Source organism: Scandinavium manionii (assembly GCF_024764775.1).
Lineage (GTDB): Bacteria > Pseudomonadota > Gammaproteobacteria > Enterobacterales > Enterobacteriaceae > Scandinavium > Scandinavium manionii.
Window position 1 is genome coordinate 826281 of the sequence record NZ_JALIGC010000040.1, and the last position, 15150, is coordinate 841430.

At 46.7% G+C, this 15150-nt stretch carries 15 protein-coding genes and 3 pseudogenes; 11 read left to right on the plus strand and 7 right to left on the minus strand.

Annotation, left to right across the window (positions count from 1 at the left end; translation table 11 throughout):
- Positions 1–5: 5 nt before the first annotated feature.
- The 5 genes and pseudogenes from MUU51_RS21665 to MUU51_RS21685 all read left to right on the plus strand — a co-directional run.
- Positions 6–950, plus strand: coding sequence for an XdhC family protein (locus MUU51_RS21665; RefSeq protein ID WP_258968574.1), 945 nt, complete (start codon positions 6–8; stop codon positions 948–950).
- A complete protein-coding gene (locus tag MUU51_RS21670) occupies positions 950–1501 on the plus strand; it encodes a nucleotidyltransferase family protein (protein WP_159772459.1) in 552 nt (183 codons plus the stop codon). The genes MUU51_RS21665 and MUU51_RS21670 overlap by 1 nt, the downstream gene beginning before the upstream one ends.
- 109 nt (positions 1502–1610) lie before the next feature.
- Complete coding sequence (locus tag MUU51_RS21675; RefSeq protein ID WP_258968575.1) at positions 1611–2270, plus strand: DUF1345 domain-containing protein; 660 nt, start codon at positions 1611–1613, stop codon at positions 2268–2270.
- Positions 2271–2376: 106 nt separating this feature from the next.
- Positions 2377–3228 (plus strand): aldo/keto reductase, encoded by an 852-nt coding sequence (locus MUU51_RS21680; RefSeq protein ID WP_159772454.1) that lies wholly within the window; start codon positions 2377–2379, stop codon positions 3226–3228.
- A 13-nt stretch (positions 3229–3241) separates the two neighbouring features.
- Positions 3242–3558 (plus strand): annotated as a pseudogene (locus tag MUU51_RS21685) (hypothetical protein); the annotation flags it as partial.
- Between the two features lie 86 nt (positions 3559–3644).
- On the opposite strand, the gene MUU51_RS21690 reads toward MUU51_RS21685, so the two are convergent.
- Positions 3645–4538, minus strand: a complete 894-nt coding sequence (locus tag MUU51_RS21690; protein WP_258968576.1) for a LysR family transcriptional regulator — start codon at positions 4536–4538, stop codon at positions 3645–3647.
- Between the two features lie 753 nt (positions 4539–5291).
- Here MUU51_RS21690 and MUU51_RS21695 point away from each other — a divergent pair.
- Entirely contained in the window at positions 5292–5687 is a 396-nt protein-coding gene (locus MUU51_RS21695) for a VOC family protein (protein ID WP_258968577.1), read from the plus strand.
- A 40-nt stretch (positions 5688–5727) separates the two neighbouring features.
- Here the strand turns inward: MUU51_RS21695 and MUU51_RS21700 are convergent, their stop codons facing one another.
- Positions 5728–6144: a GNAT family N-acetyltransferase gene (locus tag MUU51_RS21700; RefSeq protein ID WP_159773166.1), complete on the minus strand. Its 417-nt coding sequence runs from the start codon at positions 6142–6144 to the stop codon at positions 5728–5730.
- Entirely contained in the window at positions 6069–6260 is a 192-nt protein-coding gene (locus MUU51_RS21705) for a hypothetical protein (RefSeq protein WP_258968578.1), read from the minus strand. Before MUU51_RS21705 ends, MUU51_RS21700 begins: the two co-directional genes overlap by 76 nt.
- 858 nt (positions 6261–7118) lie before the next feature.
- Here MUU51_RS21705 and MUU51_RS21710 point away from each other — a divergent pair.
- The 5 genes and pseudogenes from MUU51_RS21710 to MUU51_RS21730 all read left to right on the plus strand — a co-directional run bounded on the left by MUU51_RS21710 (position 7119) and on the right by MUU51_RS21730 (position 11215).
- Positions 7119–8458 (plus strand): annotated as a pseudogene (locus MUU51_RS21710) (tyrosine-type recombinase/integrase).
- 105 nt (positions 8459–8563) lie between these two features.
- Positions 8564–9013: a hypothetical protein gene (locus MUU51_RS21715; protein ID WP_258968579.1), complete on the plus strand. Its 450-nt coding sequence runs from the start codon at positions 8564–8566 to the stop codon at positions 9011–9013.
- Positions 9010–9231, plus strand: coding sequence for a helix-turn-helix domain-containing protein (locus tag MUU51_RS21720; protein ID WP_003847740.1), 222 nt, complete (start codon positions 9010–9012; stop codon positions 9229–9231). The genes MUU51_RS21715 and MUU51_RS21720 overlap by 4 nt, the downstream gene beginning before the upstream one ends.
- 135 nt (positions 9232–9366) lie before the next feature.
- The gene (locus MUU51_RS21725; RefSeq protein ID WP_258968580.1) at positions 9367–10131 is read left to right on the plus strand and encodes a YagM family protein; all 765 of its coding nucleotides are present in this window, start codon (positions 9367–9369) and stop codon (positions 10129–10131) included.
- A gap of 463 nt (positions 10132–10594) precedes the next feature.
- Positions 10595–11215: an inovirus Gp2 family protein gene (locus tag MUU51_RS21730; RefSeq protein WP_258968581.1), complete on the plus strand. Its 621-nt coding sequence runs from the start codon at positions 10595–10597 to the stop codon at positions 11213–11215.
- Positions 11216–11303: 88 nt separating this feature from the next.
- On the opposite strand, the pseudogene MUU51_RS21735 reads toward MUU51_RS21730, so the two are convergent.
- The 4 genes and pseudogenes from MUU51_RS21735 to MUU51_RS21750 all read right to left on the minus strand — a co-directional run.
- Positions 11304–11726, minus strand: a pseudogene (locus tag MUU51_RS21735) (DDE-type integrase/transposase/recombinase); the annotation flags it as partial.
- 477 nt (positions 11727–12203) lie between these two features.
- Positions 12204–13556 (minus strand): SIR2 family NAD-dependent protein deacylase, encoded by a 1353-nt coding sequence (locus MUU51_RS21740; protein ID WP_057620998.1) that lies wholly within the window; start codon positions 13554–13556, stop codon positions 12204–12206.
- Positions 13557–14010: 454 nt separating this feature from the next.
- Positions 14011–14481: a GNAT family N-acetyltransferase gene (locus tag MUU51_RS21745; protein ID WP_258968582.1), complete on the minus strand. Its 471-nt coding sequence runs from the start codon at positions 14479–14481 to the stop codon at positions 14011–14013.
- Between the two features lie 174 nt (positions 14482–14655).
- Positions 14656–15108 carry a GNAT family N-acetyltransferase gene (locus tag MUU51_RS21750; protein ID WP_258968583.1) on the minus strand — a complete coding sequence of 151 codons (453 nt, stop codon included), beginning with the start codon at positions 15106–15108 and terminating at the stop codon, positions 14656–14658.
- Positions 15109–15150: the final 42 nt, after the last annotated feature.

Consider the following 15150-nt stretch of genomic DNA (forward strand, 5'->3'; position numbering starts at 1 on the left):
ACGCGATGGGACAGAACGCGATATGCATCGCCCCTACTGATACGCCGCGGGTTACGCCTGAACAGGCGTTTCTGACCGATGACAGCCGGGAGATTTTACGCTTTGCGCTCGAGACATTAACGGCCGGAATGGGCGCGGCGCTGGTGACACTGGTGGCGATTCGTGGCGGCGCGGCACGCTCGCTGGGCGCACAAATGGCGGTGCGCGACGACGGCTTATACTGCGGCTTTGTCTCCGGTGGCTGCGTGGAGGCCGCCGTGGCTTACGAGGCGATGTCGGTCATTGCCTCGGGCCAGGACCGCGAGGTGCGCTACGGCGAAGGCTCACCTTATTTCGATATCGTTCTGCCCTGCGGCGGCGGTATCACGCTCAGCATTCATCGGCTGCGCTCTGCGCAACCGCTGCTGGCGGTGCTTAACCAACTGGAACTACGCCAGCCTGCCGGGCTGCGCTATTCGCCTCAGTCAAAGACGCTGCAAAGTATCGCCTCGCCGCCCAAAACAGGCTGGCAGGGTGACGTCTTCGATACCGTTTACCGCCCCGGTGTGCGGGTGATTGTGTTTGGTCGCTCCATTGAGGCGCAGACCACCGCCGCACTGGCACAGGCCGCCGGTTACGACGTCCACACCTGTACCGCTCTCGACGCTGATATCGACAGAATGATCGATGCCGACACCGCGATGCTGCTGCTGTGGCACGACCTACACCACGAGCTGCCGGTTTTACAGGCTGCCCTTCGCGGCAGGCCGTTTTATATCGGTGCGCTGGGCAGCCATCGGACACATTGTCAGCGCAGCCAATCGCTGAGGGAACGTGGCTGGAGCGAAGGCGATATCGCGCGGATCAAAGCCCCGATCGGCATCTTTCCCAAAGCCCGCGATGCGCGATCGCTGGCGCTTTCGGTGCTGGCAGACGTGGCGGCGGCCCGCCTGCAAACCGGGGAACCGTGATGCTCTTCCCCGTGGTGATCATTCTGGCCGCCGGGCGCGGCGAACGTTTCCGGGCGAGCGGCGCCACAACGCATAAACTCGACGCTATCCTGCACGGCCAAACCGTGTTAACGCATGTGATTCAGGCGGTAAAGGACGCAGGGCTGGCGTGGCATTTGGTCAGGCCGGAAGGCGGCACGCGTGGCATGGGCGAATCCATTGCATTAGGCGTCCGCGCCACGTCACACGCCGCAGGCTGGTTGATTCTTCCCGGCGATTTACCACTGATTCAGCCCGATTCACTGCGGCGCATCGCCGAAGGGTTACGCGAAAAACCGATGGTGGTGCCGCACTATCGCCAGCAGCAAGGGCATCCGGTGGCATTCAGCCATGACTTTCTGTCGCAGCTGGCGGCCCTGACGGGCGATTCCGGCGCGAAAGAAATTGTTCGTAGCGCCCGGCTTCACCATCAGGTCCTGGATCTGGCCTTACAGGACGCTGGGATTAGGCACGACATCGACACGCTGGCGGATTTAGCGGCGGTACAGCAGGTGCTTAACCTGCGTCAATGACGAAGAACAACAGACTGAAACGTCGCTCAAATTCCCGTTATCCCAAGCCCCTCCGCCGTGCCGTCGACTACAGTTAATCTTATCAATCATTTGTAGAACAACTTACCTTATGAGTTTTTCGCTAAGGACTCACTTGTTCACGCGGCTGCGGCTGCTGATTTCAATCGCTGCGGGCGTTATCTGTTATTTCGCCCTTCCCGTTTCGGCAGGTACGCTGCAACGCATATTGATCGGCTGGAACGTTGTGGCCTGGCTGTACCTGATATTCATCTGGTTTCAGATGTTGCGGACCGACGTGAAAGATATTCCGCGTATCGCCAAAATTCAGGATCAAAGCGCTGCGCTGGTGTTGGGTATGGTTATCGTCGCATGTATGGCCAGCATCGTGGCGATTCTGAGCGAACTCTCTTCCCTGCACTCGCTTTCCGGCACGCCGCGTATTCTGCATCTTGTCCTGACGGCAACGACGCTGATTGTCTCTTGGGCATTGCTGCCAAGCTCATTCGCGATGCATTATGCACACCATCATTACCTCCATCGCGGCAAGGGGGTTTCGCCGATGATCTTCCCGGAAAAGCCCAAAGATCCCGGTTACTGGGATTTTCTCTATTTTGCTTTTACGATTGCCGTTGCGTCACAAACCGCGGATGTTGCGACGGGCACCACCGAGATGCGCCAGATTACGCTCCTGCAGTCCGTCATCTCATTTGTCTTTAATCTGGCGATTTTAGGATTATCGGTCAACGTCGGCGCCGGATTGCTGAGCTGAATCTTAATTGATGAGAAATTCTAATTAACCCTAGCGTATTACACCCTCTAATCAAATAAATCACCCTGCGCTATTCTTTGCCCACACAACCGCGAAGGATAACGTCATGCAATCTGTAAAACTGAACAACGGCATTGAAATGCCCCTGCTGGGCTTTGGTGTATTTCAGATGACGGATGCCGCCGAATGCGAGCGCGCCGTAGTTGAGGCCATCGAAACCGGCTATCGACTGATTGATACCGCCGCCTCTTATCAGAATGAAACTCAGGTCGGCAATGCATTGAAACAGAGCGGTATCGCGCGCGATGAACTGTTTGTCACCACCAAACTGTGGCTGCAGGACACACATTACGAAGGCGCTAAAGCCCAGTTCGAACGCTCACTCAATCGCCTGCAGCTGGACTACGTCGACCTGTATCTGATTCACCAACCTTATGGCGACGTGCACGGCGCATGGCGCGCGATGGAAGAGCTGCATCAGGCCGGGAAAATCCGCGCCATTGGCGTGAGCAACTTCCACCCGGACCGTCTGGCCGACCTTACTGCATTTAATAACGTGATTCCGGCGGTTAACCAAATTGAAGTGAACCCGTTCAACCAACAGCTGCACGCGGTACCGTGGATGCAAACTCACGGGATCCAGCCTGAAGCATGGGCGCCGTTTGCCGAAGGGAAAAACGGCCTGTTCCAGCATCCGGTGTTGACCACCGTCGGTGCGAAATACGGCAAAAGCGTCGGCCAGATTGTCCTGCGTTGGATCTTCCAGCGCGGCATTGTGTCGCTGGCGAAAACGGTGCGTAAAGCGCGAATGGAAGAAAACATCAATATTCTCAACTTCGAACTGAGTCAGGAAGAAATGCTGCAAATCACCGCCCTCGACAGCGCCACCAGTGCATTCTTCTCGCATCGCGATCCGGCGATGGTGCAGTGGCTGACCGGTCGTAAACTCGACGTGTAATGAGGAATTGTTAATGCAAAAACGTTATCTGGGTAAATCTGGCCTTGAAGTCTCAGCGCTGGGTCTGGGCTGTATGGGTCTCAGACACGGTTATGGTCCACCCGGATGTGCCGATTAAAGACGTCGCAGGCGTGGTAAAAGAGCTGATTGTGGAAGGGAAAGTGAAACACGTCGGCCTGTCCGAAGCGGGCGCGCAAACTATTCGCCGGGAACATGCCGTGCAGCTCGTTGGGCAAAGGCTTCCTGACCGGGGCCATCAAATCCGGTACCACTTTCGGTGCGGATGATTTCCACAGCAAAGTGCCGCATTTTGCCGCCGAGGCCATTGAAAATTGTCGGTGACCGTTATCCGGCCGCACTTCAGGCTCGCGTAGGTCGTTAAAGTTCTGGCTGGCTTGTCACTGTTGGCAAGCCAGCTATTCCGAATAGCGCAGCGCGTCGATCATCAGCGCAAATGCCGGAGGATGCTGTTTGCGACTCGGGTAATACAAATAATATCCCGGGAACGACGGGCACCATTCCTGCAACACCTGAACCAGCTCGCCGGATTCAACCTGTGCCTGAATCGCATCTTCAGGAATGCAGGCAAGTCCAAACCCGGACAGCACCGCGTCGATGCGTTCCGGCAACAGATTAAACGTTAGCTGTCCGTCCACTCTGACCCGCAGCGGCTTCCCTTCCCGCTCGAACTCCCAGTGATAAAGCCCCCCGGCAGTCGGCAAACGCATGTTGATACACTGATGATGCTGTAGCTCATGCGGCGTTTTCGGGGCCGGGTTTTCCGCGAAATAGGCCGCTGAGCCCACCACCGCCATCCGCATATCCGGGGCAATCCGTACCGCAACCATATCTTTGTCCACGCTTTCACCCAGACGAATGCCCGCATCAAAGCGCCCTTCCACGATATCGACAAAGCCGTTATCCACCACCAGCTCAACCTTAATCTCCGGATATTCACGCAGAAACGGTTTCAGCTTTGGCCACAGCACGCTGCGTGCTGAATGCTCTCCGGCGGAAATACGGATATTACCAGAGGCGCTCCCGTTCATTTGAATGAGCGTGGACAGCTCCTGCTCGAGGTCAGCAATGCGCGGTTCGAGGCAGGCGATAATCCGCTCGCCCGCTTCTGTCGGCGCCACGCTGCGGGTGGTTCGGGTCAGCAGTCGGATGTTCAGCCGCTCCTCCAGCGCCTTAATGGCATGGCTCAGTGCCGACTGCGAAACCCCCAGCTTACCGGCGGCTTTGGTAAAACTTCGCTCTCTGGCCACCACCAGAAAGATCTGCAATTCATTGAAGTTTTCTTTAAGCATGAGCTTATTCCTTTTTGAACACGACGACGGGAGTGGACCAACAAGGGAGAGTAACAGCTAGCGCCTGCGATTGCTTCCAGGGAAACGTGCAGCCACCCAGTGAGGGTTCGCGGCAATTAAATGCATGCCTGATATTTGCGGAACGTAATTATTACAGATATTTGGATTCGGACTTATTACATCAAGAACAATCCCATTTACATCAATACAACCTGCTCAGGTCGGTGTATATTAACTGCCCAGAGAAATTTTGCGTAATTCCGGGCCGATGAGCGAGACGTTCTGAATCAATCTCAGCGCCTGAAGGACGAGTTAAAGCATATAAAGGAATGACATGTACGGGTTAGTTTTGATTATCTCATTTGCCACTGGCGCGACTCAAAGCAACGTTATCGGGGCCTACAGCAGCCTGGCGCAGTGTGAGGCGGCATCGCAATCCCACCCTTCTGACACACATTGCGCTTACATCGATCCAGATAAGGGCCTGCTCGCAGTCAAACCCAAAAACAACGATGCCACGCAGTCCTGGCACCAATATCGCGCGTCAAATCGGTCCGAAGTACTTATGCCCCCTGACGCGCTGCCTGCCTAATAGAAAGCCCCTTCCAATTCCTGATGATATATCGATAACACTATTCAGAAATGTGTAGGGGTTATTAATCAATGGTGATTCACTTTTCTATTTTTGCAGTTGGTAAAGCGACTCTTTTTTGTTATAGGTATGTTAACAACACAATACAAAAGGCTCAGTGAATGAGAACACAAAAGAAATGTATGGGGTATGTCGCTATCGTCGTCGATGATTATGATCGCGCCATCGACTACTACACAAACAAGCTCGGCTTTACGCTTGTGGAAGATACTCCCCAGCCCGGTAAACGCTGGGTTGTCGTCACACCTAACCCGGAAAGTGACTGCAATTTGCTACTTGCCAGAGCATCGAACGACAGACAGAAAAACTTCATCGGTGATCAATGTGGTGGGCGGGTTTTCCTCTTCCTTCAAACAGATGATTTCTGGCGCGATTACAACGCGATGAAAGATGCTGGTGTGCATTTCTGCGAAGAGCCACGACAGGAAGAATACGGAACAGTAGTTGTGTTTGAAGATCTTTACGGGAACCGCTGGGATTTGTATCAGAACGCATAATCATAGGGGGCTAGCCTCCTTTCTTAGAAGCCCGTTGGTATTATTTGTCCTTAGACGCTAGCCATTCATCATGAGAAATGCTGAACATAAGGCTTGCTGACAGGTTCTCAACGTCTTCGATTTTTTCTAAAAACCTCAGACCGGCTTTTTCAAGAACTCTCCTTGAAGCAAGGTGGTTATCTCGAACTACACCGACAATTTCTTGCAGGCCGATTTCATCAAATCCGTAACGTATAGCCCTTTTGGAAAGTTCAGTTGCATACCCTTTCCCCCATGCGTCCGGCTCAAATCTGTACCCTAAGGTATTAGTTACCTTCCCGTTAAATTCACTGACAAAAACCCCACCAAAGCCGATGATGTGCTCAGGCTTCTCCTTTTTCATTATTGCCCAATCATTAAACCCGTATGCTTCTGTCTTGATAATACGTCTTTCGAGAGATTGCCTTGATTGCTCAATGTCGAGGTGTGGGCCAGCAGGATTAAAAGTCTGTGTTCTGGGGTCGCCAGAAACTTACGGGCGTGAATCTTGCGGTTGTTGCGCTTTGTCGCGGCGCTTTTGGGCGCGTTTGACATGTTCTCACCTCGATTTGCTAATTTTCTATACTGATCAAGATACTGGAGGCTATCCAAAATTGAGGAACAATGACAAATACAAAACCTTTGGGTAATACTCGACCTTTACGTGCCGTGATGGGCACATAAGAGAAAGGGAGCGTAGCGACTTCGTTAGAAGATCTGCGGCTGTCAGATTGTCTCTCTATCTTCCTGTTATCAGGTGATCGTTATACTCTGGTGAACGCTACCGTGACAGAGCCGGATTCATTCCCGATCCGGTTAGTCTTCCCATCATTTCGCCTGTTAATCCATTCAGCTATACACCACTCAAAGCCAGGGCTTACGAATGAGTTGCTTCTGAACTTTCGGTTTTCTGGTGCTTCACAGCACGGATCACCCACAGCCCCCGCACGAAGGGGAGAAGATAGAGATTCGTTATCATGTTGTGTGGGCCTGGCTGCCCTGTTAGCGCGATTCAGTTTTACAAAGCAAGTGACGCTGTTCATGCAAGGTTAACATGCTTCTACAGGGTGGACGCTTCGCACACCTGCCCATGCAATATATACGGATAACCGCCCATACATTACACAGGCGTTTAAACGTGTTAAGACGGGATCAAAAGTGACGGGGGAAATTACGTAAGCCTTTGATTTTATTGAATGGTGCCGATAATAGGAGTCGAACCTACGACCTTCGCATTACGAATGCGACGTTATTATATTTTCACCCCTTTAAAAACCCACCCTTAAAACAATAAATCAATTATAAAACATTAAGTTATAAAAAACACCTGTTGATAAAAATTGACAGATGTTGATGTTCATTCCCCCATTTTACTTACACTAGCCGTTACATTATGGTGATGTAACCTTTCTCATTTGGAGCCCCAGAATGGCACTTCCAAGACAAAAACTCACCTTCGAGCGCATTCGAAAATTTGCTTTAACTGAAGGGAAAAACCAAGCATTTCTTTGGGATGCGGATGTAACAACTCTGGCATGCCGGGCAACTCGCGGAACAAAAGCTTTTGTGTTCCAAAGCGTATATGCGGGAAAAACCCTTCGCATGACCATTGGCAACATTAACGATTGGAGGATTGATGATGCCAGGGCCGAAGCCAGGCGGCTGCAAACATTAATCGATACAGGGATAGATCCGCGTATAGCTAAGGCAGAAAAAATTGCTGCCGTAGAATCACAGCAGGCTGAATCTCGTAAAACGAAGGTAACCTTCACAAGCGCTTGGGAAGATTACCTTGAAGAATTGAGAACCGGAATCAGCGCAAAAACTAAACGCCCATATTCGACTCGATACATTGCCGATCACATTAACTTGTCCAGCCGTGGAGGCGAAAGTAAAAAAAGAGGCCGGGGCCCAACCTCGGCTGGACCATTGGCTAGCTTACTCGACCTACCGTTATCGGAACTAACACCAGAGAACATTGCCGCATGGCTAAGTACAGAGAGACAAAATCGGCCTACCGTCACTGCTCATGCCTACCGTCTGTTGCGTGCATTTATCAAATGGGCTAATTACCAGAAAAAATATCAGGGAATAATCCATGGCGATATTGCACAAGATCATAACGTGAGAAAAGTGGTTCCAGTATCAGCGAGTAAAGCGGGAGATTGCTTACAAAAAGAACAGTTAAAAATCTGGTTCAGTGCCGTACGTAGCCTCAATAATCCCATTGCATCGGCCTATCTCCAGGTACTTTTGCTCACCGGTGCACGGCGTGAAGAAATTGCGTCACTTCGGTGGTCTAACGTAGATTTCAAATGGTCAAGCATGAGGATTAAAGACAAGATCGAAGGCGAACGTATCATCCCTCTCACTCCTTATGTTTCTGAGCTGTTAAGTGCGCTAGCGCAATTCCCAAATTCTGACGTAAATAAGGAGGGTTGGGTTTTCAGAAGTAACAGCAAAAGTGGCAAAATTATTGAACCGCGTTCAGCACACAACAGAGCGTTAGCTCGAGCTGAGTTACCACATATCAGCCTTCACGGCTTACGCCGTAGTTTTGGCACTCTTGCTGAATGGGTTGAAGTGCCAACAGGTATTGTTGCTCAAATTATGGGACACAAACCAAGTGCACTGGCGGAAAAACACTACCGCCGTCGTCCGTTAGATCTGTTGCGCAAATGGCATGAAAAAATTGAGAGGTGGATCTTACAGCAAGCAAATATTGTAAAAAAATAACCGTTGATATGCGTTGATTTCATTTAATATCAATAGATTACAGAACAAGACCCATCGTTGACATAAGTGTATTTTAAGGTTTAAATTCCATCGTCCACTTTAAAATCAGGAGATAAAGCATTATGTCTAATTCTTTGATGAGTTCTGCGCAAACTAGCTCAAAGGCTCGAATAGTACGGGTCGTGGGTAAGATCAAAGTTGTTCGTTCTAGTAAGCAGCGACAAACCTGTGCTGAGTCCATATTTCAGGAAAGACAGGTGAACATCAGGATTCGAGCTGCTCTTGGACACCTCAATGAAAAAAACTCTTTATACAAAAAAAACAATCGACATAAAACTTTGGGCGTTTTTTTTGCACGTATCATCTCGCACAAAAATCAGGCCGAAAACTCGCAAGGTAATGCGTCTAAATCAACTAAAAGTACCTCATCCGGCTCAAGCGAAGGTAGTGACCCTGACCCTGAAGCTTATTCAAGCTTGGCTTTTTCGTTTTCTTTTTGGTCCTTTCTTTCCCTTTTAATTTCATTACTTTTTGTATATGCCTGCATCTCAATCATTGAGGTGGTAGCATGAGCATATATGAGCAATCCAGAACATCTCTATCTGAGCTTGTTTCCACAAGTGAGTTAGCACATCTATTAAACCTTAAAGCCCAAACAATTCGAAAATGGCTTTGCCAAGACAAGCTGCCTAATGGTTTACCACGCCCAAAGAAAATTAACAGCCGACATTATTGGTTACGCAAGGACATTGATAGGTTCCTATTAACCTTCTCAGTATATTGTAATTAACAGCAGCATCAAAATCATAACTCCCCAGCTATTCTAAAGAATAGCTGGCTTAATTAACAGAAACCATCCATCAATAACAGAGAATAAATCACCACCGTTTATCACATTTTACATTAACGAAAGTCAAGGATACATATGAAAAAACGCATCACTTTCAGCGCAAACAAAAAATCAACTATTGATGCAATTGACGACTATAGCAATGCAAAGGGATACTCTAGATCTGAGGTGATATCATTTTTGTTAAACGCCACAGTCCCCGCCTTAAATAAAATAACATCGCAATATCATATAGCTCAAACTTTGGAGTCAACATTAGGCTGTATTTTTGAAGAGAAGGAATCCTTAACAGCACGTAGTGAGCCGAAATTAACCTACGAAGAGTTTTTTTACTCTGTATGGAACACTCACATTCGACACAGGAACGAGGTTGTCGATCAAGATTTTTATGCGCACAAAATACCTCATGATAAGATGGGTAAGAGCGAAAAAAAATTAATTCATGAAAAGCTCTCATACATTATAAAAAGTTTTAATGTGAAAAAAGCAATTTTTATTTACACAGATCGGCGCGTGAACCACAAACATCTCATTGCAGGAGGGTTATCCAATATCATACTGATAAAGGAAACAGTCTACGATGGTTGTTTTTTTGATTTGAGCAGCATTGTGATTATGCCAATCTTTGAACTTATTACATTTGGAGTTGAAGCAGTATTGAAAAGAAATAAAATCCCCCCTAAACAATCATGCTATTGCTGGATACCAATTTATTACACAAATGATCTAGCGGTAATAGTTCCGGTAATTTCCGAAGGCGATACACCTCAAAAGGCGATGAAAGGAGGAGATGCCATCATTATTAACCCCTTTAACGGTGAAGTAAACCATACATTCTGATACCAATGTTAAGCATAACCACTTAGTTTGCATACATCTCGACAGTATGGAGTTAGTGCCTAATAGCTAGATGAGGGCAAAAGATGCCTACTAACAAAACAAAATCAAAGAAAATGCAGGGAAGACCTGAAGGAAGTAAATATTCCCAGCTAGTTCAGAATGAGAAGGCTAAGCATTACTCTCAATCCAAGGTGGCAAAGATCTTAGGAATAAGCATCTCCACGGTAAAAAGACACTGGGATAATGGTATCTTTGGGTGATTATAATTGCAGAGTTACTTTTTAAGTATTTTACTGCATGGGTAATGGGTCGATAACAAATTTTATTGTTGGAAAGGTATTATATAGCAATGATTACTATCAACAGTTAATCAACATAACTAACTACAGACATTCATCTGTGTCTTATCATATTACTCTATACGGCTTTAGAAAACCGTAGAGCTAAGTACAAGGGTATACATATGGAATTATATCATGGTTCCCATGGTGAGCATGTGCTCGCTTATAGAAAGCATATTGAGCGAGTCGTTAATGATGCGGTCAGTGAATTCCCTAGAACAATGGCATTACGTGTTGATGCCCATTACCCCCCTATTTTAGATAGAGGTGATACGGTTTGCTGCTTTCCTAATCTGGAGCCTGGCGCGATATCACGTTTCCGAAATGCGTTAAATGCCATACTGGAGGCCAATGAGAAAGCTAGAGCAGTCCCCGGTAAAAGAATATATCCAAACCGTATTCGTCATGTTTGGGTGCGGGAGTTTTCTGATGAGGGTAAATGTCACTTTCATCTTGGTCTTTTTTTTAATAAAGATGCCTATTATCACTTGGGAGATTATGAAACTGAAAGTAATCTACGAAAGATGATTGTAAGGGCATGGTACAGTGCACTGGGGTTGGAACTGGATGATTATCCCGGATTAGTTCATTATCCTGAAAATTGTCGCTATATATTAGATGTCAATGATTTTAGATTTGAAGAAGAATACAACAACCTACTGAACCGTTTGGATTATCTAGCAAAGCTCGATACTAAAGTATTTGGTGATGGTGACCGTAATTTCGGCTGTAGTCGAGGTTGATTTATTTTTTACAACAATGGTCTTTCTTATGGATGGAAAGGCCTGGTTGTAGTGGTCAACAAAAACTGGCCACGACTTTAGAGTTTTTTCAGAACAATCTTTCTGATTCATTCGGCGTCAAACCACCATTATATTGATGAGGTTTGAGCTGGCTGCAATATCCTGTGATGTAATTCGTTATTGCCGTGCTGGCTTCGCTAAAATTCACGTAGCCGTTATCCGGTACCCACTCTGTTTTCAGGCTTCTGAAGAACCGTTCCATTGGGCTGTTATCCCAGCAATTCCCCCGGCGACTCAGGCTTTGCTTTATCTGACACATCCACAGTAATGGCCTGAAATTCCTGATGGTTTATTGGCTGCCTTGGTCCGAGTGATACAGTAAATTAGCCGGCTTTCCTCGCGCTTCCCAGGCCATGGACAGCGCTTTAGCTGTCAATGCAGAATCCGGGAAAAATGACATCGCCCAGCCAACCGGTTTACGGGAAAACAAATCGAGTACTACAGCCACATGACAGCAGAGTTAACTCAGTAACGAATGGTTGCAGATGGAGCTGCCGGACAGATCGCCGTAAGGCGGCCGGTTTCGGCCCTCAGGCGCAAACCCATTCAGCCCCTCCGGGGGCTTTTTTGTGTCTGTCGCCCAGCGACATATTCCGCAGCGGATTCAACATAACGTCCTATGTGGCGTAGCTTATGGGTATTCGCATTCACCCATTCCCATTTTACTTGACTACCTTTTCGCAAATTATTTGGTCGTTTTCTACAAAACACTGGGATTAAGCAACCCTAATTGACGGGCAGCTTTGAGCGAGGATCGGACGTAAAACAACTGTAAAAAAACTATTTAACTCAGGCAGACATATCAAGGTTCAGTGAAAATGTCTAATCACTGGCTCGTTAGAGATGTCCATATGTTGAAAAGGCCGCTGCGAAAATACCTCCCGCAGCGGCCTCTTTAGCATAACGTCATTGTGCACATCATTTTTAATTATGGGTTTAACTCAAATTGTTCCCCATTTATTAATTTTCGCAATAAATCCAGTGCCTCAGATGAGTATTTTCCGACACCACTTTTTCCAGATTTAATGAAAACATGATAATTGTTGTCTGATGCTTTAATGTTGAAGTCGGTTAGCTTTCTTAATTTCTCAAATTCTTGATTAACATAGTGCCACGATCCCATATCGAGAATCCTTGCCAGATCAGACATTGTATATGGGAAACTAGCATTTAGTGCCTGCCCATTATTGAGTTCAGCGATACCATACATTTTTGCTAATGCATCATCATGTTCTGCAATATCGCGGAACATCTCAAAATCGTATGGAAGCTCTTGTTTAACAAGGGATTCTGATGCGAATGTGTACGTTCTGGCTAGAAATGCACGCACCAGTTTTGGATTAACACTAATTTCCGGTGTATTAGATGATAACGCATCAAAAATCCAACCAAAATCATTTGCGTATATCACCTTGATTCGAATGCTTTTATTCTCACCAACACCGATTAGCAATTCCTTCTGATGAGAACCAGTGGCCTCGCAGTCCTTACTGAAGGAGACAAGATAAATATTTGGAATCAATGCATTATTGGGAGCGATGATTTCATCTATATCAGAGAGAATTGCCTTTATGTTTTCATCATTGATGCTGTACCCAAAGAAAAACAAAGGGTGTTCAGCAAAATATGTTAGCAACTTAGCACTAATATATTTCTTACGTTTATAGAAATCAACATAATCTTCATTTGTAATAACAATACTTTCAACTTCATGACTGCTACCATGAATTTTCATGATTTCGCCATAAGATGAATAATTCACTTTAACAACGTTATGACCAACTATTGCCTGATAATTGTCAAATATTTTTTCTAATGTGTCGTCATAATTTGTTGTAATTATTGCATGAGGTTTTACTTTCCTTAATTTCTGAACTTCCTCTGTATATTCCATGTTCGAGAAATCAACGGAGTTTGATAATTCATTCAGAATGGATGCAATTTCATGCTTAATATAAATATCTTTTGGAGTCGTTCCTTCAAAGTATGTCTCTGGATAGCGATCCTTGCCATCATCCCAAGCCCATTCAGCATAGAAGTCACAAAAATCGCTAGCAATCAATGGCTTGTTATCACCCTTTGTTTGGCTGTAGTAACCATAAGGGCGTTTGATCAAGGGGCAGATTTCCGCTAGTTGCTTCAGTAGACCTTCCCAGTCAGGCGCTTTTATATATCGTTGTGAAATACCTGCACCCATGAATAAAATGGGTTGGACTTGTAAGCTTTCAAGGCAAGATTTAACATCTTCGATTATTTCTTCTTGATATTCCGTAAAGTCCATATAGTTACCTCAGGGATAGGTGATTGCTATGTGATGCACCGCGAAGCGGTAAGGGGCTTTATGACACCCGAACTTTACCCCGGTTTCACGGCGTTTCCTTTGTATATAATATCATTGAAGTTATTTGCGTTTCTCAGAAATCTTCTTAGGATGTGATTGCAATAGCTGCAACACAGCGCACACATCGCGGCTGATCAGTGAGTATGAAGTGGTTTACTTAATTTGGCCGCCTGAATAGAGAGACAAAATGTCTGCTTTTGGCACAGACCTGCCTGTGAAAAGATCCTGGGGCTGCGTTGAACGGGATATCGACGTTATTCTCCCGTTGACTTAATTGACTGCGCCAATTCAGGACTCCGTTTAGGAAACGGAAAATATTGTAAGTTATGATGGTTTTCTGTACTGACTGATTGCAATCAGGCGAAAAGGTCAATACTTCCCTTCAGCCAGCTTTCTATTGTTTCGCCAAATATTTCCGCATCAGTGCATTTTGTAGTGTCACGCCACGACAGACAGGAAAACCCCGTTCCACTACATGAAAGCCGTGCCGTAGAAAGAACTCTTCCGCAGCCTTACTCACATTTGAAGTAAGTTCACCCATTCCAAGTTGTCTAGCTTCTTCATGAATGCAATTCATCAGTAGTGTCCCTACTCCCTGTCTCGGGTAGGTTCCCGAGACAAAGAAATGGTCAATGTACCCATTCGGCTGAACATCTGCATATCCAGCTATTTCCCCATCCACTTCAACAACAAAGGGGCGCAGCTCCTTCATGTAATTGGCCCATTGTTCCGGGTCGATATCTGGTGGAGCCCAGGCCTCTATTTGTTCATGTGTGTAGTAGTGTGATGCGATGGTATGTACAGAAGATAAAAAGACCCTGAATAACGCAATTTCATCCCCATTAGTGAACCTTCTGATTTTCATAAAACCTCGTTAGTCGTAACGCGTTCTGCCTGCCGGTAAAGGGTCTGGATGCTACATACTTGAGAGCAACTATAGCCTGTGGCATCTGCTGTTTCCCGGATATTCAGTTTTTTAACCTGTCGGTAGTACAGCACTTTCTGGTGCCTAATGGTTTTAACAGCAAGCGATCTGTTTTTAGTCTGAGTATCTGCATACGTTCATCTCCTTACTCAGAAGGAGTACGGTTTTATCGTAGTTACTCAGGCACCACTCATGCTTTTTGATAACCGCCGGTGGGATCTTCTCTATATCTTTGACGGTACCAAATCCCATTGACCCGTAAAAACCTTCAAGCTCAGCAAAAGGTAAACAGTAAAGAACTGACAGACCTGAGTTCTTAATTAGGAAATCTACCACCTTACGGGCGATCCCCAGACCCTCATTGCCGGGAAAAACATAAATTCCCCCAAGCTCGCCGCTTTCTGTATCGATTGTTACAACTCTACCTTGACCAACAATATTATCGCCATCAGTCGCCAATACGATTAGTTCCCCTGCAAGTGACGGAACAAAATCAATCTCAGTATAGCGCTCGTTAACGATGGCGAGATCAGCGTTGGTGGCGATTCTTAAAGAAATTTGCATCATTCTCCCTACATCTCTTTATCTGTATTTTTCAGCTTTTGATTT

Coding starts and splice junctions, on each gene's coding strand:
- MUU51_RS21675 (WP_258968575.1), top strand. CDS start 1,611: ATGAGTTTTTCGCTAAGGACTCACTTGTTCACGCGGCTGCGGCTGCTG.
- MUU51_RS21670 (WP_159772459.1), top strand. CDS start 950: ATGCTCTTCCCCGTGGTGATCATTCTGGCCGCCGGGCGCGGCGAACGT.
- MUU51_RS21665 (WP_258968574.1), top strand. CDS start 6: ATGGGACAGAACGCGATATGCATCGCCCCTACTGATACGCCGCGGGTT.
- MUU51_RS21740 (WP_057620998.1), bottom strand. CDS start 13,556: ATGGACTTTACGGAATATCAAGAAGAAATAATCGAAGATGTTAAATCT.
- MUU51_RS21725 (WP_258968580.1), top strand. CDS start 9,367: ATGAAAAAACGCATCACTTTCAGCGCAAACAAAAAATCAACTATTGAT.
- MUU51_RS21695 (WP_258968577.1), top strand. CDS start 5,292: ATGAGAACACAAAAGAAATGTATGGGGTATGTCGCTATCGTCGTCGAT.
- MUU51_RS21745 (WP_258968582.1), bottom strand. CDS start 14,481: ATGAAAATCAGAAGGTTCACTAATGGGGATGAAATTGCGTTATTCAGG.
- MUU51_RS21690 (WP_258968576.1), bottom strand. CDS start 4,538: ATGCTTAAAGAAAACTTCAATGAATTGCAGATCTTTCTGGTGGTGGCC.
- MUU51_RS21730 (WP_258968581.1), top strand. CDS start 10,595: ATGGAATTATATCATGGTTCCCATGGTGAGCATGTGCTCGCTTATAGA.
- MUU51_RS21720 (WP_003847740.1), top strand. CDS start 9,010: ATGAGCATATATGAGCAATCCAGAACATCTCTATCTGAGCTTGTTTCC.
- MUU51_RS21750 (WP_258968583.1), bottom strand. CDS start 15,108: ATGATGCAAATTTCTTTAAGAATCGCCACCAACGCTGATCTCGCCATC.
- MUU51_RS21680 (WP_159772454.1), top strand. CDS start 2,377: ATGCAATCTGTAAAACTGAACAACGGCATTGAAATGCCCCTGCTGGGC.
- MUU51_RS21705 (WP_258968578.1), bottom strand. CDS start 6,260: ATGTCAAACGCGCCCAAAAGCGCCGCGACAAAGCGCAACAACCGCAAG.
- MUU51_RS21715 (WP_258968579.1), top strand. CDS start 8,564: ATGTCTAATTCTTTGATGAGTTCTGCGCAAACTAGCTCAAAGGCTCGA.